The organism is Nonomuraea spiralis, from assembly GCF_014648435.1.
Classification (GTDB): Bacteria; Actinomycetota; Actinomycetes; order Streptosporangiales; family Streptosporangiaceae; genus Nonomuraea; species Nonomuraea spiralis.
Genome location: NZ_BMRC01000021.1, coordinates 55541 through 78279 on the forward strand (window position 1 = coordinate 55541; position 22739 = coordinate 78279).

Here is a 22739-nt window from a genome sequence, read left to right on the forward strand (position 1 = left end):
AGTAAAGATCATGCGGATTCCCGCGATTGTCATGGCCGGCGCCGCGCTCACGCTCGGTCTGGCCGCCTGCGGCTCCTCCGGCGACGGCGGATCCGGCAGCACGTCCTCGGGGGGCGGGGACATCAAGATCGGCATGTCGGTGTCGACGCTGAACAACCCCTACTTCGTCCAGCTGCGCGACGGCGCTGAGGCCGAGGCGAAGAAGGAGGGCGTCACGCTGACCGTCACCGACGCCCAGAACGACGCCTCCCAGCAGGTGAACCAGGTCCAGAACTTCACCAGCCAGAGCATGAAGGCGATCATCGTCAACCCGGTCGACTCCGACGCGGCGGCCCCGGCGGTCAAGGCGGCGGACCGGGTCAAGATCCCGGTGATCGCGGCCGACCGCGGCGTCAACGGCGCGGAGGTGGCCCAGACCGTGGCCTCCGACAACGTGGCCGGCGGCAAGCTGGCCGCGCAGGAGCTGGCCAAGCAGCTCGGCGAGAAGGGCAACGTGGTCGTGCTGCAGGGCACGGCGGGCACGTCCGCCTCGCGCGACCGGGGGCAGGGCTTCGCCGAGGGCATCGCCGCGTACCCGAACATCAAGGTCGTGGCCAAGCAGCCGGCCGACTTCGACCGCACCAAGGGCCTGGACGTCATGACCAACATGCTCCAGTCGAACCCCGACATCACCGGCGTCTTCGCCGAGAACGACGAGATGGCGCTCGGCGCGATCAAGGCCGTGGGCGCCAAGGCGGGCCAGCAGGTCAAGATCGTCGGCTTCGACGGCACCCCCGACGGCCTGAAGGCCGTGCAGGCGGGCACGCTGGCCGCCACCGTCGCGCAGCAGCCGAAGCTGCTCGGACAGCAGGCCGTGCAGGCGGCGGTCAAGGCCGCCAAGGGTGAGGACATCGCCAAGACGGTGGCGGTGCCGGTCAAGGTGGCGACCAAGGAGAACGCCGCGGACTTCCAGTGAAACGCGCGGGGATTCTGAACGCCGGGCTGGCGGGGGCCATGGCCCGGCTCGGCCACACCGACCAGGTGCTGGTCTGTGACAGCGGGATGCCCGTGCCGCCCGGCGTGCGGGTGGTCGACCTGGCCTTCCTGCCGGGCATCCCGGCCTTCGCCGACGTGCTCGACGGCCTGCTGGCCGAGTTGGTCGTCGAGGGGGCGACGGTGGCCGAGGAGGTGCGCGCGGGCAATCCCGGCTGCGCGGACCTGCTCGCGGCCCGCCTGCCGGAGCTGGCGTACGTGCCGCACGAGGAGCTGAAGCGGCTGTCGGCCGGGGCGCGGCTGATCGTCCGTACGGGGGAGGCCACGCCGTACTCGAACGTGATCCTGCGCTGCGGGGTGGCGTTCTAGGTACGCCGATAGGGTGATCGCGCACAGAACGGGAGCGTTGATTGTCGCGATTATCCCTGCTGGCCTGGGCCACCGCCCTGGCCTCGGCCGCCTTCTCCACCGGGGAGATCTGGGACCTCCGGCAGCAGCCGCCGGCGGAGATGCACGGCGGCATGTGCCCGGCCTCCGGGCCCGCCGGCGGGCTCCCGTACCTGTCCCGGCTCCTCACCCCGCTGGTGGGAGACGCCTCGGCGCTGGCGGACCTGGCGGTGCTCTACGCCGTTCCCGCGGTCCTCGTCGTCGCGGGCTTCCTGACGGCCGGATCCCGCCCACGCGCGCCCCGGGCGGGACGCCGGGTCGCGGGGCTGCTCACGCTGATCGCCCTGGCCTCTCCGCTCGGCGCCCAGTACTTCGACTTCGAGACGTGCCAGGTCGCCGCGGTGTTGTCCTGGCGGTGGTTCACGGAGGTCGTGGCCGCCTGGGGCGCCGCGGAGCTGCTGCTCCTCGTGGCCGCGGCGCTGGTGCTGCTCGTGACGCAGGACGACGCGGAGCCCGCGCCGGCGGACCTGGGCGCGCGCCGGTCGGCGGCCTTCGTGATCGACTACCTGATCGTCGTCACCCTCACGAACCTCGCCGGGCTCCCGGCCTCCGAGTGCGGCCCCCTGAGCTCCGACGCCCTCTCGTGCCTGCTGCTCCTGCCCGTCGCGGTCACGTACGCGCTGTCCGGCCGGACGTTCGGCAAGCGGATCGCGCGGATCGAGGTGGTGTCCGCGACGACCGGCGGCCCGCCGCGGTGGCGCGGGGCCGCCGTGCGGGCACTGGTGTTCCCCGGCCTGGTCCTGCTGCCCGGGTTCGGGGTCGTCGCCCTCGTCGTGGACGGCCTGTGGTGGCTCGTGGACGGTCACCCGCTCCATGACCGGCTGTCGGGGACCACTGTGAAGCGGGCGGAGAACGATCTACTCTGGCGGTGAGGGAGGCGCCATGACCCGCGAGGCAGCAGAGCCGGACCCCAGGCAACTTCGCCGAGTCGCCATGGCGAGCGCCGTCGGCACCACGATCGAGTGGTACGACTACTTCATCTACAGCACGGCCGCCGCGCTGGTCTTCGGCTCGCAGTTCTTCTCCCCGCTCTCGCCCGCCTCGGGCACGCTGGCCTCGTTCGCCACGCTCGGCGTCGGGTTCCTGGCCCGGCCCGTGGGCGGCCTGGTGTGGGGGCACTTCGGCGACCGGCTCGGGCGCAAGGCGATGCTGGTCGCGTCGCTGCTGCTGATGGGGGCGGCCACGATCGGCGTCGGGCTGCTGCCCACCTATGACCGGATCGGGGTCCTGGCCCCGATCCTGCTGCTGGCCCTGCGACTGTTGCAGGGCCTGAGCGCCGGCGGCGAGTGGGGCGGCGCGGCCCTGCTCGCCGTCGAGCACGCCCCGCCCGGACGGCGTGGCCGCTACGGGCTGTACTCCCAGGTCGGCGTGCCCGCCGGGCTGATCCTGGCGCAGCTGGTCTACGTCGCGGTGACGGCCGGGCTGTCGGAGGCGCAGTTCGCGAGCTGGGGCTGGCGGCTGCCGTTCCTGCTCAGCATCGTGCTGGTCGGGGTCGGGCTGTTCATCCGGCTGCGGGTGGCCGAGACGCCGGTGTTCCGGGAGCTGGCCGCCGAGCAGGCCCGCAGCCGGCGGCCCGTACTCGACGTCTTCCGTGAGCGGCCGCGCGCGCTGCTGATCGCCTCGGCCAGCTTCGTCGCCAACACCGCGATCGGCTACGTGTTCCTCGCCTACCTCCTGTCCTACGGCACGCAGGTGCTGAAGATCAGCCGGAACGTCATGCTCGTCGTCGTGATCATCGGCAGCCTGACCTGGCTGGCCGGGATCGTGGCCAGCGCGATCTGGTCCGACCGGATCGGCCGCAAGCCGTTCTACCTGGCCGGCTCGGTGCTCCTCGTGGTCTGGGCCGTGCCGTTCTTCCTGCTGGTCGACACCAAGGTCACCGCACTGCTGGTGGTCGCCGTGGTGGTGCTCAACGTGGGGCTCGCGGCGACGTACGGGCCCCAGTCGGCGTTGTTCGCGGAGATGTTCGAGGCCCGCTACCGCTACAGCGGCGTCTCCTTCTCGTACGCGGTCGGCGCGCTGCTCGGCGGCGGGTTCGCCCCGCTGATCGCGACGGCCCTGCAGAAGTCGACCGGCACGTCGTTGTCGGTGTCGCTGTACATGGCAGGGGTGGGGCTGATCAGCCTGGTGGCGGTGGTGGCCATGAAGGAGACGCGCACGCCGGCCGCCGTCGGCTGAGGTCAGGCCGTGGCACCGCCGTCGATCACGTGGTCCTGGCCGACGACGAAGCTCGACGCCGGCGAGGACAACCACAACGCCGCCGCGGCGATCTCCTCCGGGGTGGCGACGCGGCCGATCGGCAGGGCGTCCCTCATGCGGTCGTCGCGTTCGGCGGGCGTCTCGCCGGGGCGCATGGACATGGGCGAGTCGATGGGCCCTGGGCTGACGGCGTTGACGCGCACGCCGTCGGCGATGTGGTCGCGGGCGGCGGTACGGGTCAGGTGGCTCACCGCGGCCTTCGAGGCGGCGTAGGCGGCGGCCCCGGACAGGCGCCAGTGGGCGCCGAGGTTGCTGGCCACGTTGACGATCGTGCCGCCGCCGTGCTCGCGCATGTACGCGATCTCGTGCTTCATCGACAGGAACACGCCCTTGAGGTTCACCGCGAGCACGGTGTCCCAGGTGTCCTCGTCGTAGTCGGCCACCGGGGCCAGCATGCCGAAGACACCGGCGGCGTTCAGTGCGACGTCGAGCCCGCCGTACCGGGTGACGGCGGCCTCGACCATGGCGGCGACGGAGGCCGAGTCGGTGACGTCCACGGCGAACCCGGCGGCCCGCCCGCCCTCCGCCTCGATCTCCTTGACGACCTCGCCGAGCCTTCCGGTGTCACGCCCGGCGACCAGCACGGACGCCCCGGCACGCGCGTACGCCAGCGCGGCGGCCCGCCCCACGACCCCGCCGCCCCCGGTGACAATTGCCACTTTTCCTTCAAACACGACAAACTCCTAGAACGATCGGTCTCAAATTTGCACGGCAATCATGGCCTGCTCGACGGCGTCACGCAGCCGGCGTGGCTCGGGATCGGCGCGCCCGAGCACGCGCAACCCCTGGAGCAGCACGAGCAGGAACCTGGCCAGCGCGTACGGGTCCTTCGACGCGGGGATCTCCCCTTGGGCGCGGGCGCGGACCAGGGCGGCGGCGAGCGCGGTCTCCAGCTCGGCCCAGCTCGCCGTCACCCGGCGCGACAGCTCGGCGTCCCGCGAGGCGAACTCCACGGCCGTGTTGACGACCATGCAGCCGCGCCGCAGCTCGTCGGCCAGGATCTCGGCCACGTACGCGTCGAGGAAGGCGCGTACGGCCGGCACCGCGGGCCCCGGCTGGGCCAGCGGCTCGACCACGTTGCGCCGGGCCAGGTAACGCTCCAGCGCCTTGATGTAGAGCTCCCGCTTGCCGCCGAAGGTGCCGTAGATGCTGGCCCGCGCCAGCCCCAGCCGCTCCACCAGGTCGGCCATCGAGGTCGCCTCGTAACCGCGCTCCCAGAACAGGTCGAGCGCCCGGTCCAGGGCGACCTCCGGATCGAATTCCTTGCTCCGTCCCACGCGGCGAAGCTACCACATTCAAGAACGAACGGTCTAATTAGCGAGTGACGGCCCCCGCTACGCGCCCGGTTCGCGGAAGCGCGGGGTCTGGTCGTCGTCGGGCGGGGTCGCCGTCGGGTTGAGGTATTCGAGCGGTGTGTCGTCCTCGATGGCCCGCTCGGCGGCGGGGGTCTCCTCGACCGGCCGCTGCCGGGGGATCCCCAGGAGACCGAGGCTGTCCTGCTCGCCCCGCCGCCTGATGACGCCGTTGATCGCCTCGGCCATCTCCTCCCTGGTGTACCTGCCCTCGGGCACCTCGTTGAGATGGGCCAGCATGTCGGCCGGGATGCGCAGGTGCGCGGAGACCCGCGCGTACACCTCGCGCATCGCGACCCGGTCCCGTCCCTGGAACGCCTCGTCCAGGGCCTGCTGCAGCTCGTCCAGCACGACCTGATCAGCCATTTCCGTACCCCTTCAATAGCTCTTCGACCTGCTCTGGCTCTGCACCGCCAGGTCGAACGCCCGTTCCCGCAGCTCGGCGCAGGTCCCGGCAGGCACCGGGCGGCACGACCAGGCGGTCGCCGATCGCGCTCCCGTCCGCGCCGGTGGTCGCCATCAGCGCGTCGAGGTCCGAAGGCCGTGCATAGCGGCCGGGCTACCCGATAGGGACGGCCCGTAACGTCGAATACGGATGAACCTATAAAGCCACTACGTGGTTGATCAGGGTTTTTGCAGGTATTCGCCCTCTCTGGGGACCCGAGACGAGAAGACGGTCAGCGCGGTCGTCGTCGGCGACGTCATGCTCGACTCCTGGTTGCGCGGCTCGGCCGAACGGCCGGCCCAGGAGGCGCCGGTGCCCGTGACGCGCCTGGAGGCGGTCGAGGACCGCATGCGCTCGGTGCCCGGCGACCTGGACGGGATCAGGCCCGTTCCGCCAGCACGTCCATGACGAGGGCGCGCACCATCCGCACGGCCTCCTCGACCGCCCCGCGTACGGGCTCGCTCAGCTCCGGCAGCACGTCGTCGGTGACCAGCCTGGCCGGCTCGCAGCACAGGACGAGCACCCGGGCGGGCGCCCGGCCGAGCTCCCGCGCCATGCGCAGCACCTTGACCGGGTCGAGGCCGTGGCTCTCGGCCGGGACGCCGCCGGGGTCGGGCATGTCCGGTTCGAGCAGGGTGAGCGTGCCCGGCGGCTCGCCGCGCGGCGCGGCGTCCAGGAGGATCGCGGCCTCGTAGTCGCGCTGGAGCGCGTAGGCCAGGTCGAGGCCGCGGCTGCCGAAGTCGATCACGTCGGCGGGCAGGTCGTCGTCGGCCAGGCGGTGGACGACCTCGACGCCGAAGCCGTCGTCGCCGAGGAAGACGTTCCCGATGCCGGCCACCAGGACGCGCGGCCGGCAGCCTCCCCCGACGGGCTGGAGCTCCTCCGCCGAGTAGAAGAACCGGTGGCACGGCAGCCTGGACTCGCCCAGGTCGCGCAGCGGGTCGGCGGCGAGCGTGACGCCGACGTGGAAGCCGCCGACGTCGTCCCGCTCGACGCTCTCGATCACGGCCAGGCGGCCGTTGAGCGCGAGGTCGAGGATGTCGGCGCGGCTCTTGGGACGCAGGCGCACCCGGCTGCCCGGGGACAGCCGCACGCCGTCGACGATCACCTCGGCGGGGCCGAGCCGATCCGTCTGGGACCAGGTTTCCATGTCACGTCTCCCGCATGGTGCCGTGCAGGCGCATGAGCTCTTCGGGGGTGGGCGAGAGCACGCTGAGCGTGAGGAGCCGGTCGATCTCCGTGGCGTCGAACGTGCCGCTCTCCGGCGCGATCCTGGGATGGTCGTACAGGATGACCGGCGCGGACAACATCGTGTGCCGGTCGCCCTCCTCGCCCACCAGGACGGGCCAGGTGCCGACGTTGTGGCAGCCCGCGGCGAGCGTGCGCAGTCCGTCGGGCGGCTCCATCAGCGAGACGAACCGGCCGCCCGGCGAGCTGACGACGGTGTGCGCGGAGACCAGGGTGTGCTTCATGGCCTCCGCGCGCGAGTCGCCCTGCCAGGGGCTCGTGTTCGCCACCCGTACGGTGAGCCTGAACAGCCCCTCGCACAGGCGCTCGGCGAACACCTCGGCCAGGCCGCTGAGCGCCTCCCAGCCGCGCAGCAGCACGCCCTCGCCGTCGAGCCATTCGGCCCGCTGGCCCGGCGGCACGTCGATCTCCATCCGGACCGGGCCGGACAGCAGGTCGGTCAGCCGCAGGCCGGTCTCGGCCACCTCGCGTTCCTTGGCCTCCTCCCGGGGCAGGTGACGGGTGCCGCCGACGGTCAGCTCGGGCACGGGGACCAGCTCGCCCTCGCGCCGCACGGCCACCTCGCAGGTCACCAGGTGGAGGAAGCGGACATGTACGTCGACGACGTCGTCGCCGTGCGCCTCCAGCAGGCACTGGGTCTGGGTCAGCCACGGGTTGCCCTCGTGCGCCCGGCCGTAGGACTCGGGGTGCACCCCGCCGAACGTCCAGCGCCGCCGGTCGGGGACGGGCGAGCGGCGGTTGGGCCACAGCAGGTAGCCCTCGTAGAGCACGGCGCGGGCGATGCGCCTCACGTGGTCCATCTGCCGGTCCCCACCTTGGGCAGCGGCTGGACGATCTCGACCCGTTCGACCTCCGGCGCCGCGTCGCGCACGGCCCGCCGTGCCGCGTCGGCCGAGCAGCAACCGCCGTCGTCGAGCCGTACGCGGACGAGGTCGCCATCGACCGAGACCACCTCGGCGCCGGTGCCGCGCAGCGCGTCCTCCACCCGGGTGCGTACGTCGATCGGGTGGAGGTCGTGCAGCAGCAGCAGGTGGGCGACCACGTCGTCGTCGGCCAGCCGCGCCGCCAGGTCGTCGTCGGCCGCGGCCATGATCCGCGTCAGGCCCTCGCCGTAGAGGTCTAGCAGGGCCTGGGCCAGCTCGACGGCGGGCGGTTCGGCCCGTTCGAGCAGGCTCTCGATCCTGCCGATGCGTGCGTTCAGCGACATGGTGCCCCCAGGACGGTCACACCGTCGAGCAACCTGTCGTATTTAGCGGCATTCATCGGCCTTAAGCCCCCCAAATGGCCATTGCAGAGGTTTAGCGATGGCGGCACTTGGTAGCCGACCGGTACCTCTACGTAGCGGGCATACCGCGTCGGCGGAGACGGCAAACCACGACCCAGCCCCGCCCGTGTCGCCGGGGCCGCCGGGAGCGCCGTCAGACCAGCCGGACCGGACCGGCGTCGATCGCCACCCGGAACAGCGCGTACGGGTGCCGCCGCAGGTCCCGTCCCTCCTGGAACCTGGCCTGCCGGTGCAGCTGGTTGGCGGTCACGTACAGGTGGCCGTCGGACACCGACAGCGTGTCGGGCCACAGCAGGCGGGCGTCGTGGACCAGGGTGTCGATCGTGCCGTCGGGCAGGCGGCGCAGGACGGCGTTGTGCTCCCAGTCGGTCAGATAGATGCGCCCGGCGTCGTCGGCCTCCAGGCCGTCGGCCGCGCCGCCCTTGTCGCCCTCGTCCCTGACGGTCGCCGCCACGTCGGCGTCGTCCAGCGTACGGTCCACCAGCGCGTCGGTGGAGACGCTGTACCAGCGGCGGGACAGCAGGGGGCAGTACCAGAGCCGCTCGCCGCCGGCCGGGAGCGCGATGCCGTCCGAGCCCATCAGGACCGGCCGCGGCGGGCCGTCCGCCGGCCGTTCCAGGAACGGGCGGCCCTCGGCGACCGGCAGGAAGTCGGGCGGACCTTCCGCCTTGGTGCTCGGGTGGTCGTGCAGCCGCCGCCAAGCCTGCCCGCTGGCCAGGTCGACCACGACGATCGCGTTGGGGCCCTTGTCGGCGGAGTCGGTGAGGTAGGCGACCCCTTTGCGCAGGTCGAACCGTACGTCGTTGAGGTAGGAGGTCTCCAGAGCGGCGCCGCGGTCGAACAGGATGACCTTGACCACGGTGTCGGTCTCCAGGTCCACGCAGACGAGCTTCGGACCGCCCTTCCTGGTGGGCCGGAACATCGGGCTGCCGGTGTCCAGGATCCACAGCCGGTCCATGGGATCGACGACCACGCTCTGCACCGAGACCAGCCACTTCGACGGCTCGTCGGCCTCGTCGTTCCACACCTGGTCGGGGTAGGGCACGACTTTCCCGTCCACCAGCTCGACCACGGTCGCCGGAACGTCGTCACCCCACCTGGGGAAGTTGACGAAGATCCGGCCCGTACGCGAGACCGTGACGCCCGTCGGCATCGGGCCGGATTCGAAGGCGTGCACGAGCTCCAGTTTCCCGATGGGCTCATCGACCGGCTGAACGCCGCCGCGGCCGTTCCCCTTCGCCATGTTCCCCCCGTTCCCCGGACTGCCGGGCAACTGCCCAGGTCAGGCCGGGAGAAACAGCGTCTTCTCCAGCCATGGCCGCAGGATCGGCAGCGCGTTCGCCGACTGCATGGCCCCGGTGTGGTCGAGCCCGTCGAGCACCTCGACGTCCCATCCGAGCGCCTCGATGGCCGCCCGGTCGCGCAGCAGCGGGCCCGCGATGCTCACGTGGGTGCCGCCCCAGCGCTCGTCGTACACGATCTCGTCCTGCGAGCCGGCGAAGCACAGGCGGGGGCAGGACAGGCGCACCTGGCTGTCGTCGAAGCCGCGCAGCGCCTGGTAGAGGCTGAGGAACTGGCGGGCCTGCCCCTCACCCAGCGTCACCTCGGTCGACGACCAGTCCCCCGGCTCGCCCGTCCCCGTGGCGGGCGGCGTGGCGGTCTTCGGCGCGACGGCCATCTCGTACGTCGCCTCGGTGACCCGCAACATCGCCGCGTACGGGCCGTTGAGCGGCGGGAAACCGCCCATGACCAGCGCCGAGAGCCGGTCGGTGCGCAGGGCGAGCTGAAGCCCGCTGAGCGCCAGCCAGGAGTAGCCGTAGTAGGCGAACCGGTCGGCCCCCACCGCGTCGGCCACCGCCAGGATGTCGGCGGACACGTTGTCGGGGGTCAGCGTGTCCGGCTTGGGGTTGGCCAGCACGTGGCCCTCGTAGTCGAAGGCCACGACGCGGAAGGCGTCGGAGAGGCCGTCGATGAGCGAACGGCCGAGCGCGGGGTCGGCGCCCCACTGCCGCATCGCCTCGGCCTGCTCGCCCTCGACCGGCGTCGGGTTGACGGGCATGAGCACGACCGGCCCCGAGCCGTGGACCTCCACCTCGATGGTGCTTCCGTCGTGCAGCGTCGCCTCGGACATCGCCTCTCCTCGAATTCGATACACCGTAAACTGTTTGTCCGGCGAGGATAGCTTATGGCGTAAAGAGTCGCAACGGACTGGGCGCCGGCACGCACCGCATGTCCGCGCCGTCCGCCTCCAGCCAGCGCAGCAGCAGGTTGGCCTTGGCCGGCACGTACGGGTCCGCGAGCAGCGCGCGCAGCTCCTCGGGCTCGCCGAGCTCCCCGGCGCACCCGGCGAACACCGCCCTGGCAGCGGCCCACAACTCGGCCCGCAGCTCCGGATGCCGTTCGGCCACCGCGCCGGCGATCTCGACGAGGTTGTTGACGACCAGGCAGTACAGCAGCCGTTCCCAGCCGTAGGCGGCGCTCACGACGGGCGTGCGGGCGCCGGGCAGGCTGTGGCGGTCCGCGGTCAGCTTGACCCCCTCGTGGTCGCGGAAGATCGCCTGGCCGGGCACACCCCGCTCGTCCACGCCGATGAGCACGTTCTGCAGGTGGCATTCGAGCACCACGCCGTGGCGGAAGTAGGCGTGCAGGACCGGCGGCACGACGTGGTCGAGGTAGTGCCGCCACCACACGAGCGCGCCGTCGGCGTCGAGGCCGTCCAGCGGGTTGCCGGGGAAGCCCTCGCTGACCCCCGCGGCCAGCAGCGCCGTCAGCCCCGGGCGCAGGTGCCCGCCCAGCCCGTCGCGGACGATCACCGCCAGCGCCTCGCCGCCGTCCGACCCCAGCTCCACGCTGCGGTAGCCGCGGTCGCTGAGCACGGCGGGCCGCGGCCGGTGCTCGGGCAGGTCGTCGAACGCCACCCGCAGCAGGTCGTCGATCAGGCCGAGCCAGCGCAGGTCGTGCAACCACAGGCGGCGGATGTCGTTCGTGATGCGCACGTCCAGGCTGAACTTGCAGAACAGGTCCGCCTCCGGCAGGTACACCGTGCGGATCGAGGCGGTCGGCACGGCCGTCGCCGTCGTGACGCCGAGGTGGCGCAGCTCCTTGAGGCCCCCCAGCAGCTCCACCTGCCACGGATGGGCGGGCAGCAGCACCAGGCCGTCGGGGGCGGGCGGCCCGAGCCGGTCGAGCGCGCCCGCGTCGCCCTGCTCGACCAGCGCCTCGGCGGGCACCCCGAGCAGCGGCAGCGCGAAGCTCGCGTGGACCTCCGGCGAGTAGGCCAGCCAGGACTCCGGGCCCGACCCGCCGCGGGCCTTGGGCGCGGGGTGGTAGCGGTGACCGGCGACCAGCGCCTGCTCCGAGCGCAGGTACGGGTCGGCGGGTGGGGTGGCGGTCCGCCGGGCCGTCAGCAGCGTGGCCATGACGTCCCGGCTGCCGGCGATCTCCCCGGCCAGGGACGGGTTGGCGTGGCCGGTGCCCGCCAGCAGCTCGGCCTCGGTCAGCGCCACCAGGTCGTCCAGCGACAGCGGGTTCGGGCCGCCGGAGGTTTGGAGGGAGGGCGGGCCGGGGTAGCGTCCGGGTCCGACGCGCAGCACGTGCCCGGTCGCGGGCAGCTCCCACAGGCCGCCTTCCGCCTCGGCCCCGGACGGGGTCGCGACGGGACGGGCGACCTCGCGGAGCAGGCAGTTGAGCAGGGCCGTCACCGAGAGGGCTTCGGCCTGCTCCGCGGCCTGCCGGGTCCGTACCTCGTGCTCCGCGCCGGTCGGCGGGAGGAGGTCGTCGATATATGCCATGGCGACCTGTCCTACCCTTTTGTACTGATCAGTGTCCACAGGGTTGTCACCGGGGATGTTCCTGGATACGGCGGGGGTCATGCGGCATTCGGTGGAGTTCGCGGCGGACCTGGCCGCCGTGCGCCCAGATCTCTCACCCGGGTACGCCGCGGCCCTTCCCGGCGCACGGGCCGCCGTCATGGGCCGGTTGTGGCGCGGCCTGCTCTGCGAGCCCCTGCCCGGCCTCGGCGAGCGCGTGGCCACGGGCGGTAACGTCCGCGTACGGCTCGCGGACGGCCGCGACCTGACCGGGCCGGCCCGGCTGCCGTACGACCTGGCCGGCGAGCCGGTGTTGCGGCTGGACGGCGTCGCGTACGCCGATCCGGCCGGGCTGCTGGTCGCGCTCGGCCTGCCCGGCTCGGAAGGGCTGGTCGACGACCTGGACAACAGCGTCGCCTCCATGGCGCTCTCCCGCGCGGGCGCGGCCTCCCCCGTCCGCGAGCCGGGCCCCGAACACCACGAGCAGAGCGTGGTCGACGGCCATCCCTACCATCCGGGCTGCCGCAACCGGCCCGGAGTGTCGGTGGCCGAGCAGCTGGCGTACATGCCGGAGCACCGGCCCGTCGTCGCGCTCGACCTGGTGTCGGTGCCCGCCGCCGAATGCCTGGTCACGGGGCCGTGGCCGGGCTCGCTCATGGACGGCGACCGGCTGCTGCTGCCCGTGCACCCCTGGCAGACCCGTCACGTGCTGCCGGAGCTGGGCGTGCGCCCGTACGCGACCGGGGTGCTGCCCTGCCACCCGCTGATGTCCGTACGGACCCTCGCCCCCCTGGACGGCGGCCCGCACCTCAAGACGGCCTTCACCGCCCGGATGACCTCCGGCGTCAGGGACATCTCACCCGGCTCGGTACGCGACTGCGTCCCCCTGTCGGACCTGCTCACCACCCTGTCGGCCCGGCTGGGCGGCCGGCCGCGCATCGCCCGCTACCTGTCCGGGGCCGCGGCCGCCGTCCACGGCGAGCACACCGCTGACCTGTCCGTCATGCTGCGCGAGCCGACCCCGCGCCGGCCCGGCCGCACCGTGCTCCCCGTCGCGGCCCTCGCCGTCCCGCCGGCCGGGGACGGGACCGCCTTCCCCCTCGCCGGGCTGATCGGGACGGCCCGGCACGAGGCGGCGCGCGAGTGGCTGGCGGCCTTCGCCGACGTGGCGATGGCGGCGGCGCTCGGCCTGCTGGCGCTCGGGGTCGCGCTGGAGGCCCACGGCCAGAACCTGCTGGTCGTGCTCGACCGGCGGGGCGCGCCCGTCGAGCTGGTCTACCGCGACCTGGCCGACGTCCGGATCAGCCCGGCCCGGCTGGCCCGCAACGGGTTCGGGAGGCCGCCGGTCAGCGCCCGGCTGCTCAGCGACGACCCGGAGGTCCTGCACGCCAAGCTCTTCGGCTCGCTTGTCGGCACCACGTTCGGCAGTCTCGTCTCCCTTCTGGGTCAGGGGGACCGTACCTCTGAGTCACGTCTGTGGGCCGTCGTGGCGGCGGCGGCGCGGCGGGCCTTCGACGCGCTCCCCGACACCGCGGACGTGCGCGCCGACCGCGACGCCCTGTTCGGCGAGCGGATCCGGGTGAAGGCGCACCTGCTCGCGCGACTGGCCGGCGCCCCGCCCGGCGACAGCTGGACGACCCTGCCCAACCCCCTCACCCAGGGCGCGTCCTGGGCCCTCGCTCACGCACAGTGAGCGCCTGGCTCTTTTCCCGGCCGAGGAGGAGGATGGAGCAAGCCCGCCCCTGCGGCGCGCCGATCTCCGATCACGCAGAGTTCAGGGAAGGAGCGGATCCGGTGATGCAGCTATCCGTACGGCTCGTCCCCGTCGGCGACACCACTCTGGTGATCGCCCTGGCGGGCGAACTCGACTCGACGACCAGTCCCATCCTGGCCGCCTTCCTCGACCCCCTGCCGCGCTCGCGGGTGAAACACGTGATCGTGGCCGCGGGAGACCTCTGGTTCTGCGACCTCAACGGCCTCGAAAAGCTTGCGATCACCCACCGCGCCATGCAGGTGAAGGGCGGCCACCTGGCCGTGGCCGAGGCCCAGCCCGCGCTCCGCCGTCTCGTCGCGCTCATGGCCGAGCACGGCGGCACCGCGATCCCCGTCTTCACCGCGATGCCTGACGCCCTGGCCGGGACCGGCATCGAGATCTACGAGCAGGCCGGGCCGCCCAGGCCGCTCGGCCGGCACCTGCCGCACTTCCGCCGGGCCCGCGACCCCCGCCTCGAACGGCCCCACCGCGCGCGCCCCGCCCGCTGGCCGGCGATCATCCACCGGCTCCGGACGGCCAACGAGGAGCTGGAGAGCGCGAACGAGGAGCTGCGCTCGGCCAACGACGAGCTGCGGCACGCCAACGACGCGCTCACCGCCCGTACGACTGAGCTCGACGAGGTCAGCAGGTTCACCGACTCGCTGGTCCGCGGCCTGGGCGACGCCGTGGTGGTGCTCGACGCGGACATGCGGGTGGTCATCTGGGGGGCGATGGCCGAGGAGTTGTGGGGGGTGCGGGCCGGCGAGGCGGTGGGCCGTCCGCTCGCCTCGCTCGGCACCTGGCTGCCGGTGGAGGCGATCGTCCCGCTCGTCCGCGACACGCTGGCCGGCGGCGCCGGGCGAGCCGGGTCCAGGAGGGTCGCGCTCGACGCCGTCAACGAGCGCGGACGGCCGACGCCGCTCACCGTCGAGCTGTCCCACCTGCGTACGGGCGGCGACTCCGGGCACGGCCTGATCATCGCCATGAAGGTGCCGCGGTCCGGCGACTCACATGATCGCTAGCTGCCCGCCGTCGATCACCAGCTCGGTGCCGTGGATGAACGCGGCGTCGTCGGAGGCGAGGAAGGCGTACCCGGCGGCGACCTCCTCGGCGAGCCCGGCGCGGCCCAGCGGGATGTGCTCGCGTTCGTAGGAGGAGACGAAGTCGCCGGCGAGCCCGGACGAGATGGACGCGTTCAGGGGGGTCTGGATGTAGCCCGGGCACAGGGCGTTGACCCGGATGCCGTGCTTGCCGAGCTCGACGGCCATGGTCTTGGTGAGCAGCAGCACGCCGCCCTTGGAGGCGTTGTAGTGGGCGTAGTCGGCCTCGCCGCCGAGGCCGTTGGTCGAGGACATGTTGAGTATCACGCCGCCCGTCCCCCGTTCCACCAGGTGGCGGGCCACGGCCTGGGCCATCAGGAACATGCCGCGCAGGTTCACCGAGACGATCCGGTCCCAGTGGCCGGGCGTGATCTCCAGGAACGGCTCGCGCCAGGCGGTGCCGGCGTTGTTGATCAGCACGTCGACGCCGCCCAGGGTCTCGATCGCGCCCGTCACCAGCCGGGCGACGTCGTCCTCCGAGCTGACGTCGCCGGCCAGGCCGCCCACCTCGCCGAGCGGCGCGAGCTCGGCGACGGCGCGTTCGACCTCGTCGCCGTCGAGCCCGGTGAGCACCACCCGCGCGCCCTCCTCCAGGAACCTGCGGGCGGTGGCGGCTCCGATGCCGCTGCTGCCCCCGCTGATCAGCACCCGCTTTCCGGCCAGTCCCCGCATGACTCCGTCCTTCCTCAACGCACCGCGCCGCGGGCCGCGACGCGCAGACCAGTGGTGACCTGCCCGTTCTCGACGCCGTGCGCGACATCGAAGAGGTTCACGACCGAGCAGGCGTGACTCGGGATGAGCTGCACGCGCGTGCCGACGGGCAGTTCCCCGGCGTGTTCGGGGTCGAGGCGGGCGACGGCGTGCTCCTCGTTGAGGAACACCATGTGCACGTACGGCCGCCCGGCCACCCTGATCCAGTCGGGCATGCCGCTGCCGTCGGAGGTGAGGCACTTGGTGCCCGCGTCGAACACGACCCGTTCCGGCGTCGGCCTGGCGATCACGGTGGCCAGTACGCGGGCCGCCACGGTCTGCTCGGTGGCCACGCCGAGGCGCATCATCGAGGCGTCGTTGAAGATGTAGGTGCCGGGCCGGATCTCGGTCACCCCGGCCACGCCGGCGACGTGCCGGGCGGTGGGGGTGGAGCCGACGCTGATCTCGCGCAGTTCGATGCCGTCGGCCGCGCACAGCTCGGCGGTGGCCACCAGGTCCTCGCCCTCGCGGCGGGAGGTCTCGGCCAGCTCCTCCGGGGTGCGGGAGTGGTAGGCGTGCCCGGCCAGGGTGAGCAGCCCGATGACGTCCACGCCGGGGATCGCGGCGATCTCGGCCACCAGGTCGGCCGTGGGACGGCCGGGCGGGCGGCCCAGCCGATGCTGGCCGGTGTCCACCTCGACCAGCAGCTCGATCGGCGGCCCCGGCAGGCGGGCGAGTCCGGCCGCCACTTCGGGGGAGTCGAGGCTGACCCGTACCCGGGCGCGCTCGCGGAGGGCGGCCAGGCGGCGCAGCTTGGCCTCGCCCCAGACGGGGAACGCGAGCAGGATGTCGTCGATCCCGGCGTCGGCCATGATCTCGGCCTCGCCGAGCTTGGCGCAGGTGATGCCGGTCGCCCCGGCTTCGAGCTGGGCCAACGCCAGCTCGGGCATCTTGTGGGTCTTGATGTGCGGGCGCAGCCGGACGCCGTGCCGTGCGGCGGCCTTGGCCATCTCCGTGACGTTGCCCCTGACCACGTCGAGGTCGATGACCAGCGCGGGAGTGTCGATCTCGGGGTACATACGTGGTTCGCCCCTCTCGAAGTTCATCAGAAAATAGCACTATTCCGCATCACGCACTAGCGTTCCGCTACACGGAACTGATTGACTGACCGACGACGACAGCGTCCACAGGCGTGCCGTCAAGTCATCGGAACAGCATTCCGTATCAAGGAAAGTAGGGGTGTGTATGAGGCTCGGCACCGTACGGGTCGGGGAGAGCGGCCTCGCGGCCGCGGAACGCGAGGAAGGACGGTACGCCCGGGGCGTCCGTCCGGCGGCCTCCCCGGTGGTCGTGCGATGAGGGCGCTGGTGTTCACCGGTCCCGCCGCGGTCGAGCTGCGGGACGTGCCCGAACCCGCCGTCGGGGCGGACGAGGTGCTGGTCCACGTGGCCGCCTCCGGCATCTGCGGCAGCGAGCTGCACGGCGTCAGGACGCCCGGGTTCCGGGTGCCGCCGCTGGTCATGGGCCACGAGTTCGCCGGGCTCACGTCCGACGGGCGGGCGGTGGTGGTCAACCCGATCCTGTCGTGCGGCTCGTGCGACGTGTGCCGGCTCGGCCTGCGCAACGTGTGCCGCGAGCGGCGGATCGTCGGCGTGCACCGGCCCGGCGGGTTCGCCGAGCGGGTGGCCGTGCCCGAGAGCACGCTGGTCGAGCTGCCCCAGGGCCTCGGCTGGACGGCGGCCGGGATCGTCGAGCCGGCGGCCAACGCCGTCCACGCCTGGTCGCTGGCCGGGGCGCCCGCCGGGGCCCGGGTGGGCGTGTACGGCGCCGGCGCGATCGGCCTGTCCTGCCTGCTGGTCGCCCTGTCGGGCGGGGCCGCCTCGGTGGAGGTGGCCGACCGGTCCGAGAGCCGCGTGGAGATCGCCCGCCGCCTCGGCGCGCGGTCGGCGGGCGCGGCGCTGACCGGCGAGTACGACGTGATCTTCGACGCGGTCGGCGCCGCGGTCACCCACGAGCGCTCGCTCGCCCTGCTGCGCCCCGGCGGCACGGCGGTCTGGCTGGGCCTGGCCGACCCCACGGCGGGGTTCGACGCGACGGCCCTGGTCCGCGGCGAGCAGCGGGTGCTCGGCTCGTTCGCCTACACCGACGCCGACTTCGCCACGGCCGTGGAGACCGTCGGCGAGTGGGACCTGAGCTGGGTGCGCACGTTCCCGCTCGCCGACGGCGCGGAGGTGTTCACGACCCTGATGAACGGCCACGACACCCCCGTCAAGGCCCTCCTCAGCCCGTGACGGGCAGGGGGCGGCCCCGCCGCCCCCTTACTTGCACGGCTTGTACGGCATGTCCTTCAGCGAGTAGTCCACGGCCTTCTTGATCGCGTTGATGCCGAGCTTGGCCGCCTTGGGGCAGAACGTCGCCGGCGCCGTCTCGTACTCGACCTGGAACACCGGCTTGCCCGCCTTGACGAACACGCTCAGCTCGCCGCACTCGTCGAACTGGAAACACTCCTCGTTGACGGCGTAGTCGAAGCTGGAGACCAGCTCGCCCGCCTGGCTGAGGTCGTTCTTGAGCGCCGCGGACAGGCCCTTGCGGTGGGCCAGGTCGGCCAGCGCCCGGTTGTAGACGAGCTGGGTGGCGGGGCTGACGGTCCAGCCGGTGACCGTCTTGCCCTCCTCGTGGGCGTTGACGACGTCGAACTCGACCCCGTCGAAGCCCGCCTGGGCACACTTGTCGACCCGGGCCGCCATCATCTTCAGCAGGAAGTCCCGCTGGCCCTGGTCGTTGTTGATGTTGGCCCAGCGCTCGTTCGGGAACTCCTTGCTGAACGGCTTGCCGAGCAGGGAGTTGCCGTGGCTCTTGTGCCAGTCGACGAACTGCTGGTAGTCGGGCCGGTACTCCTCGATCGAGCCGGCGTCGACGTAGCAGATCGCCTTCGCGCCACGGGCGTGGACGGCCTTCACGGCGGCGGTGTTGAGCGTGGTGTTGTTGCCCACCACGTCGCCGTCGGCGTACAGGTCGATGTCGAACACGCTCGGTCGCACGCACGCGCCGCCCGACTGGGGCGCCGCGCAGATGTCGACGTTCACGCCGCCGGTCGCGGCATATTTGGCGTTGCCTTGGAGCTGGTACTGCCAGCGGCTCTGCAGCGGCGGCTTCCACGGTCCCGCCTGCGCCGTCGCGGGCGCGACGAGTGCCGCGAGCGGCGCGCAGCCCAGTGCCGCGACCACTGCCAGCCGGGTTAAGAGCGTCCTGGTTCGCACGTTCACCTTCATTCCGTCTAGTGGAACTCTAGTCTGCATCGTGGATGCGTGACTATACTCGCCGCACGCAGCGGGCCGCCACGCCCGCCGTGCTCTGTGGAGGGAACCCCATGGCACGAGTCATTCACAACATCCGCGAGACCGGCCGATGAGGCCCGGTACGACGCTCGCCGTCGTCGCCCTGGCCCTGGCCGTGGCGAGCTGCGGCGGCGGAAGCCAGGAACAGGCGACCGGCCCGGTCGAGATCACCATCTGGCACGGCCAGGAGGACACCTCTGCCAAGTCGATCGAGAAACTGGTCTCCCGGTTCAACCAGAGCCACCCCGACATCAGGGTCAGCACCGAGTCCGGCGGCGCGACCGCCGACGGCATGCTACCCAAGATCACCGCCGCGCTCACCTCGGACGCCTACCCCGACATCGCCTACCTGTACGGCTCCTGGGCGCCCAACGTGGCCAGGAACCCCAAGACCGCCGACCTCACCTCCTACGTCAAGGACCCGGCCGTCGGCTGGACCGACTTCTGGGCCAACGAGCGCGAGGCGGTCACCGTCCAGGGCAAGGTCATCGGCTTCCCCGCCGTGGTGGACAACATGGTGGTGCTCTACAACAAGAAGCTGCTGGCCAAGGCGGGGGTCAAGGCCCCCGGCCCCGACTGGACCTGGGACGACTTCCGCGAGATCGCCAAGAAGACCACGGACGCGCAGAGCGGCGTCTTCGGCACCACCTGGGCGATCAGCGGCGGCGAGGAGGCCGTCTGGGGCCTGTGGCCGCTGCTGTGGCAGTCGGGCGGCGACATCCTCACCCCCGACCACAAGAAGTCCACGTTCAACTCGGCGGCCGGTCAGCAGGCGCTCGGTCTGATCAGGGACATGGCCGTGGACGACAAGTCGGTCTACCTCGACTCCAGCCCGGCCGAGAAGGGACAGAAGCTGTTCGAGTCCGGACGGCTCGCCATGTTCCTGTCGGGCCCCTGGGTGCTGCCCGACCTCCAGGCGGCCAAGGTCGACTACGGCGTCGTCCGGCTGCCCGGCACCAATGGCAACCACGAGACCGTCTCCGGCCCGGACAACTGGGTGGTGTTCGAGCACGACGAACGCCGGGTGAAGGCGGCGACCACGTTCCTGAGCTGGCTGACGGCCGCGCAGCAGCAGCTCGTGTGGATGAGCGACACGGGCTCCCTGCCCGTTCGGGAGTCGATCACCAAGCTGCCCGGCTACCAGGACTATCTCCAGAAATATCCGGGTATCGAGGTGATCTCCGAGAACCTGGCCAACGCCAAGCGCGTCCGGCCGCCGACCACCAAGTACCCCCGCGTGTCCTCCTTCGTCGCCGAGGCCATCGCGGAGGCGCTGCTCGGCAGGACCGACACCAAGACCGCCCTGGACGAGGCCGCCGCCAAGTCCGACGCGGTGCTGGCGGTACCGGGATCATGAGCAGCGCCACGGTCAGCGCGCCGGCCGCCCGGCACGCCAAGGAACGGCGCAGGCTCGGCGACCACGTCGCCGGCTGGTCGTTCGCCGGCCCGGCGACGCTGATCATCCTCGGGTTCGCGCTGGTGCCGATGGCGTGGGCGCTGGCGCTGTCGTTCACCGACTCCGACCTGATGAAGACGCCCGAGAACGTCGGCCTGGACAACTACCGGGCGCTCTTCCAGGACCAGGTGTTCTTCCAGGCGGTGCGCAACACCGGGCTGCTGCTGGTGCTCTACATCCCGGCCTCGCTGGTCTTCGGGCTGGTCGTGGCGGTGCTGCTGAACAGGAAGGTGCGCGGGATCGGCTTCTACCGGACCGCCTTCCTGGTGCCGTACGTGGCCTCGGCCACCTCGGCCGGCCTGCTCATGGGCTACATCTTCGACCGCGACTTCGGCCTGATGAACGGTGTGCTCGTGCAGCTCGGCCTGCCGATGCAGGGGTTCCTGAGCAGCCCGTCCCAGGCCATGTACGTGCTCACGCTGATCTTCTTCTGGACCAGGTTCGGCTTCGCCGTGGTGATCTACCTGGCGGCCATCCAGGAGATCGACAAGGCGGTGCTGGAGGCGGCCTCCATCGACGGGGCGGGACGGTGGGCCACGTTCCGGCACATCATCGTCCCGTCCGTACGGCCGATCACGGTCTTCCTCGCGGTGTGGGGCGTGATCGACGCGCTGCAGTTCTTCGACCTGGTCATGACCACGACCCAGGGCGGCCCGGCCAGCGCGACCGTGACCATCGTCTACTACGTGTGGCAGCTCGCGTTCCGCTACTCCGCCGCCGGGTACGGCGCGGCCGTTGCGTACACGCTGTTCGCCGGGACGCTGCTGCTGATCGTCGTGGGCCTGGTGGTCGCGCGGCGGAGAGGGGCCGTGCGATGAGACGACGCCTGCCCAGCAAGTGGCATCTGGTGCTCGCGCCGATGTCGCTGGTGACGCTGCTGCCGTTCGTGTGGCTGGTGCTCAGCTCGGTCATGACGCAGGCCGAGCTGAACCGGTTCCCGCCGCCGATCCTGCCCGACGGCATCGATCTCGGCGGTTACCGCACGGTCATGGAACGTTCGGACTTCCCCCGCTGGTTCCTCAACAGCGTGCTGGTGTCGGGCGCGATCGTGGCGGCCCAGGTCGTGCTCTGCAGCATGGCCGGGTACGCCTTCGCCCGGATCAGGTTCATCGGCTCGCGGCTGACGCTGGTCCTGATCATCGCGACCGCGCTGATCCCGTTCCAGCTCACCGTGATCCCGACGTTCCTGATGTTCAGCCAGGCCGGGCTCGTGGACACGCTGGGGGCGCTGATCATCCCGCAGCTCAGCTCCTCGGTCGGCATCTACCTGATGACCTCCTTCTTCCAGTCCTTCCCGAAGGAACTGGAGGAGGCGGCGCGGATCGACGGGTGCTCGCGGGTCGCGCTGTTCTTCCGGGTGGTGTTGCCGGTCGCCAAACCGGCGCTGGCGGCGCTCGCCGTGATCACGTTCATCACGGCCTGGAACGATCTCTTCTGGCCGCTGGTGGTGATCAACTCCGAGGCGAACTACACCGTCCAGGCGGGGCTGACCACGTTCCAGGGCCAGCACCGGGCCGACTGGCCCGCGATCATGGCGGGCACGGTGCTCACCACGCTGCCGGTGCTGGCGGTGTTCCTGTTCGGCCAGCGCCGCTTCGTGCAGGCGCTGACCGGGGCGGTCAAGGGGTGAGACCCCTGTAGGGGTTCGCCGGCAGGCCGGTGTGGGGTGTGCGGCAGCGCCACAACTCCCCGCCGGCGCTGCCGTCCCAGGCGGTGGTCACGTAGAGCACGTCGAGGTCGGGGCCACCGAAGGCGCAGCTCGTGACGTTGGCCGCGGGCACGTCCACGGTCAGGTCGGTACGCCCGTCCGGACGCAGCCGCACGACCGCCCCGCCGCCCCACAGCGCGACCCATACGTGGCCTTCGGCGTCCACGGTGAGGCCGTCCGGGCCGGGCAGGGCGGCGAACTCCCGGCGGCCGTCGAGGTCGCCGGTCTCCGGGTCGTAGTCGAAGACGTCGACGCGGTCGGTCACGGTGTCCACGTAGTACATCAGGCGCTCGTCGGGGCTCCAGCCGATGCCGTTCGAGATCGTGACGCCGTCCAGGACCTTCTCGCACGTACGGGCCGGGCCGAGGCGGTAGAGGGAACCCGCGCCGGGGGTGTCGTCCTCGGCCTTCGTACCGGCGAAGAACCGGCCCGCCCGGTCGCAGGCGCCGTCGTTCATGCGGTTGCCCGGGGGCTCGGGCGGGCGGGCGACCAGTTCGGTTCGGCCGTCGGCGTGGCGGGCGAAGCCGTCCCTGAGGGCGACCATCAGGCCCCCGGCGGCGTCGGGCACGGCCACGCCGACGGGGCGGCCGAAGTCGATCGTCTCCTGTTCGTCGCCGGCCGGGTCGAGTCTGTGCACGCGGCCCTTGGGGATGTCGACCCACAGCAGGGTGGCCGTGGCGGCGTCCCACCTCGGGCCCTCGCCCAGGGTCGCGGGGGGCACCGGGACCTTTTCCAGCTTCATGCTCTGTCTCCTGGTCCGTGATACGGAACGTGGTTCCGCTACTTGCTCGACCGTAGTCGGCTGAGGTCCCTTTGGGGGAGGGGGCGGCACCCGAGAGGGCCGCCGTTCGGAGGGGTCGCCGTCCGGGGGGCCGTC

Annotated in this window: 24 protein-coding genes; 11 read left to right on the forward strand and 13 right to left on the reverse strand. The window is 72.0% G+C overall.

Translation table 11 applies throughout. The features are described 5' to 3' along the window. The first annotated feature begins 10 nt into the window (after positions 1 to 10). Genes IEZ27_RS55375 through IEZ27_RS37800 form a run of 4 tightly spaced genes read left to right on the forward strand, consistent with a single transcriptional unit; the run spans position 11 to position 3597 of the window. Positions 11 to 955, forward strand: a complete 945-nt coding sequence (locus IEZ27_RS55375; protein ID WP_189651668.1) for a substrate-binding domain-containing protein — start codon at positions 11 to 13, stop codon at positions 953 to 955. Beyond that, the gene (gene rbsD / locus IEZ27_RS37790) at positions 952 to 1341 is read left to right on the forward strand and encodes a D-ribose pyranase (RefSeq protein WP_189651669.1); all 390 of its coding nucleotides are present in this window, start codon (positions 952 to 954) and stop codon (positions 1339 to 1341) included. The genes IEZ27_RS55375 and rbsD overlap by 4 nt, the downstream gene beginning before the upstream one ends. Before the next feature lie 41 nt (positions 1342 to 1382). Beyond that, on the forward strand, positions 1383 to 2291 hold the full coding sequence (locus IEZ27_RS37795; RefSeq protein ID WP_189651670.1) for an RDD family protein: 909 nt from the start codon (positions 1383 to 1385) through the stop codon (positions 2289 to 2291). Positions 2292 to 2301: 10 nt separating this feature from the next. Further along, the gene (locus tag IEZ27_RS37800; RefSeq protein ID WP_189651671.1) at positions 2302 to 3597 is read left to right on the forward strand and encodes an MFS transporter; all 1296 of its coding nucleotides are present in this window, start codon (positions 2302 to 2304) and stop codon (positions 3595 to 3597) included. Between the two features lie 2 nt (positions 3598 to 3599). Here the strand turns inward: IEZ27_RS37800 and IEZ27_RS37805 are convergent, their stop codons facing one another. From IEZ27_RS37805 to IEZ27_RS37815, 3 genes are read right to left on the reverse strand one after another with little or no spacing between them, the layout of a single operon-like run. Beyond that, positions 3600 to 4337: an SDR family NAD(P)-dependent oxidoreductase gene (locus tag IEZ27_RS37805; protein ID WP_229824717.1), complete on the reverse strand. Its 738-nt coding sequence runs from the start codon at positions 4335 to 4337 to the stop codon at positions 3600 to 3602. A 39-nt stretch (positions 4338 to 4376) separates the two neighbouring features. Continuing rightward, complete coding sequence (locus tag IEZ27_RS37810; RefSeq protein WP_189651673.1) at positions 4377 to 4955, reverse strand: TetR/AcrR family transcriptional regulator; 579 nt, start codon at positions 4953 to 4955, stop codon at positions 4377 to 4379. A gap of 57 nt (positions 4956 to 5012) precedes the next feature. After that, positions 5013 to 5396: a hypothetical protein gene (locus tag IEZ27_RS37815; RefSeq protein ID WP_189651674.1), complete on the reverse strand. Its 384-nt coding sequence runs from the start codon at positions 5394 to 5396 to the stop codon at positions 5013 to 5015. 250 nt (positions 5397 to 5646) lie between these two features. Between IEZ27_RS37815 and IEZ27_RS37820 the strand changes: the two genes are divergently transcribed. After that, entirely contained in the window at positions 5647 to 5883 is a 237-nt protein-coding gene (locus IEZ27_RS37820; RefSeq protein ID WP_189651675.1) for a hypothetical protein, read from the forward strand. Here the strand turns inward: IEZ27_RS37820 and IEZ27_RS37825 are convergent. The 6 genes from IEZ27_RS37825 to IEZ27_RS37850 all read right to left on the reverse strand — a co-directional run bounded on the left by IEZ27_RS37825 (position 5855) and on the right by IEZ27_RS37850 (position 11799). Further along, positions 5855 to 6625 (reverse strand): hydrogenase maturation protease, encoded by a 771-nt coding sequence (locus IEZ27_RS37825; protein WP_229824718.1) that lies wholly within the window; start codon positions 6623 to 6625, stop codon positions 5855 to 5857. The genes IEZ27_RS37820 and IEZ27_RS37825 overlap by 29 nt on opposite strands. 1 nt (position 6626) lies before the next feature. Further along, positions 6627 to 7523, reverse strand: coding sequence for a hypothetical protein (locus IEZ27_RS37830; protein ID WP_125641424.1), 897 nt, complete (start codon positions 7521 to 7523; stop codon positions 6627 to 6629). Further along, entirely contained in the window at positions 7511 to 7930 is a 420-nt protein-coding gene (locus IEZ27_RS37835) for a NifU family protein (RefSeq protein ID WP_189651676.1), read from the reverse strand. The genes IEZ27_RS37830 and IEZ27_RS37835 overlap by 13 nt, the downstream gene beginning before the upstream one ends. A gap of 211 nt (positions 7931 to 8141) precedes the next feature. Further along, entirely contained in the window at positions 8142 to 9251 is a 1110-nt protein-coding gene (locus IEZ27_RS37840) for an L-dopachrome tautomerase-related protein (protein WP_189651677.1), read from the reverse strand. Positions 9252 to 9290: 39 nt separating this feature from the next. Further along, on the reverse strand, positions 9291 to 10139 hold the full coding sequence (locus IEZ27_RS37845) for an alpha/beta fold hydrolase (protein ID WP_189651678.1): 849 nt from the start codon (positions 10137 to 10139) through the stop codon (positions 9291 to 9293). Positions 10140 to 10191: 52 nt separating this feature from the next. Further along, positions 10192 to 11799: an IucA/IucC family protein gene (locus tag IEZ27_RS37850; RefSeq protein ID WP_189651679.1), complete on the reverse strand. Its 1608-nt coding sequence runs from the start codon at positions 11797 to 11799 to the stop codon at positions 10192 to 10194. Positions 11800 to 11878: 79 nt separating this feature from the next. Here IEZ27_RS37850 and IEZ27_RS37855 point away from each other — a divergent pair, with 79 nt between their 5' ends. Both IEZ27_RS37855 and IEZ27_RS37860 read left to right on the forward strand, forming a co-directional pair. Then, positions 11879 to 13510 (forward strand): IucA/IucC family protein, encoded by a 1632-nt coding sequence (locus IEZ27_RS37855; protein WP_229824719.1) that lies wholly within the window; start codon positions 11879 to 11881, stop codon positions 13508 to 13510. A gap of 104 nt (positions 13511 to 13614) precedes the next feature. Then, positions 13615 to 14592 carry an STAS domain-containing protein gene (locus IEZ27_RS37860; RefSeq protein ID WP_229824728.1) on the forward strand — a complete coding sequence of 326 codons (978 nt, stop codon included), beginning with the start codon at positions 13615 to 13617 and terminating at the stop codon, positions 14590 to 14592. On the opposite strand, the gene IEZ27_RS37865 is transcribed toward IEZ27_RS37860, so the two are convergent. Then, positions 14578 to 15342, reverse strand: a complete 765-nt coding sequence (locus IEZ27_RS37865; protein WP_189651682.1) for an SDR family NAD(P)-dependent oxidoreductase — start codon at positions 15340 to 15342, stop codon at positions 14578 to 14580. The two genes, IEZ27_RS37860 and IEZ27_RS37865, sit on opposite strands and share 15 nt — an antisense overlap. A gap of 14 nt (positions 15343 to 15356) precedes the next feature. Then, on the reverse strand, positions 15357 to 16466 hold the full coding sequence (locus tag IEZ27_RS37870) for an alanine racemase (RefSeq protein ID WP_189651683.1): 1110 nt from the start codon (positions 16464 to 16466) through the stop codon (positions 15357 to 15359). 249 nt (positions 16467 to 16715) lie between these two features. Between IEZ27_RS37870 and IEZ27_RS37875 the strand changes: the two genes are divergently transcribed. Then, positions 16716 to 17651: a zinc-dependent alcohol dehydrogenase gene (locus tag IEZ27_RS37875; protein ID WP_189651684.1), complete on the forward strand. Its 936-nt coding sequence runs from the start codon at positions 16716 to 16718 to the stop codon at positions 17649 to 17651. A gap of 27 nt (positions 17652 to 17678) precedes the next feature. On the opposite strand, the gene IEZ27_RS37880 is transcribed toward IEZ27_RS37875, so the two are convergent. Continuing rightward, a complete protein-coding gene (locus tag IEZ27_RS37880; protein WP_229824720.1) occupies positions 17679 to 18626 on the reverse strand; it encodes an endo alpha-1,4 polygalactosaminidase in 948 nt (315 codons plus the stop codon). A 142-nt stretch (positions 18627 to 18768) separates the two neighbouring features. On the opposite strand from IEZ27_RS37880, the gene IEZ27_RS37885 reads away from it, so the two are divergent. Genes IEZ27_RS37885 through IEZ27_RS37895 form a run of 3 tightly spaced genes read left to right on the forward strand, consistent with a single transcriptional unit; the run spans position 18769 to position 21784 of the window. Then, positions 18769 to 20055: an ABC transporter substrate-binding protein gene (locus IEZ27_RS37885; protein WP_189651686.1), complete on the forward strand. Its 1287-nt coding sequence runs from the start codon at positions 18769 to 18771 to the stop codon at positions 20053 to 20055. Further along, complete coding sequence (locus tag IEZ27_RS37890; RefSeq protein WP_189651687.1) at positions 20052 to 20972, forward strand: carbohydrate ABC transporter permease; 921 nt, start codon at positions 20052 to 20054, stop codon at positions 20970 to 20972. Before IEZ27_RS37885 ends, IEZ27_RS37890 begins: the two co-directional genes overlap by 4 nt. Continuing rightward, complete coding sequence (locus IEZ27_RS37895) at positions 20969 to 21784, forward strand: carbohydrate ABC transporter permease (RefSeq protein ID WP_189651688.1); 816 nt, start codon at positions 20969 to 20971, stop codon at positions 21782 to 21784. The genes IEZ27_RS37890 and IEZ27_RS37895 overlap by 4 nt, the downstream gene beginning before the upstream one ends. Here IEZ27_RS37895 and IEZ27_RS37900 read toward each other — a convergent pair. Further along, a complete protein-coding gene (locus IEZ27_RS37900) occupies positions 21774 to 22604 on the reverse strand; it encodes an SMP-30/gluconolactonase/LRE family protein (RefSeq protein ID WP_189651689.1) in 831 nt (276 codons plus the stop codon). The two genes, IEZ27_RS37895 and IEZ27_RS37900, sit on opposite strands and share 11 nt — an antisense overlap. Positions 22605 to 22739: the final 135 nt, after the last annotated feature.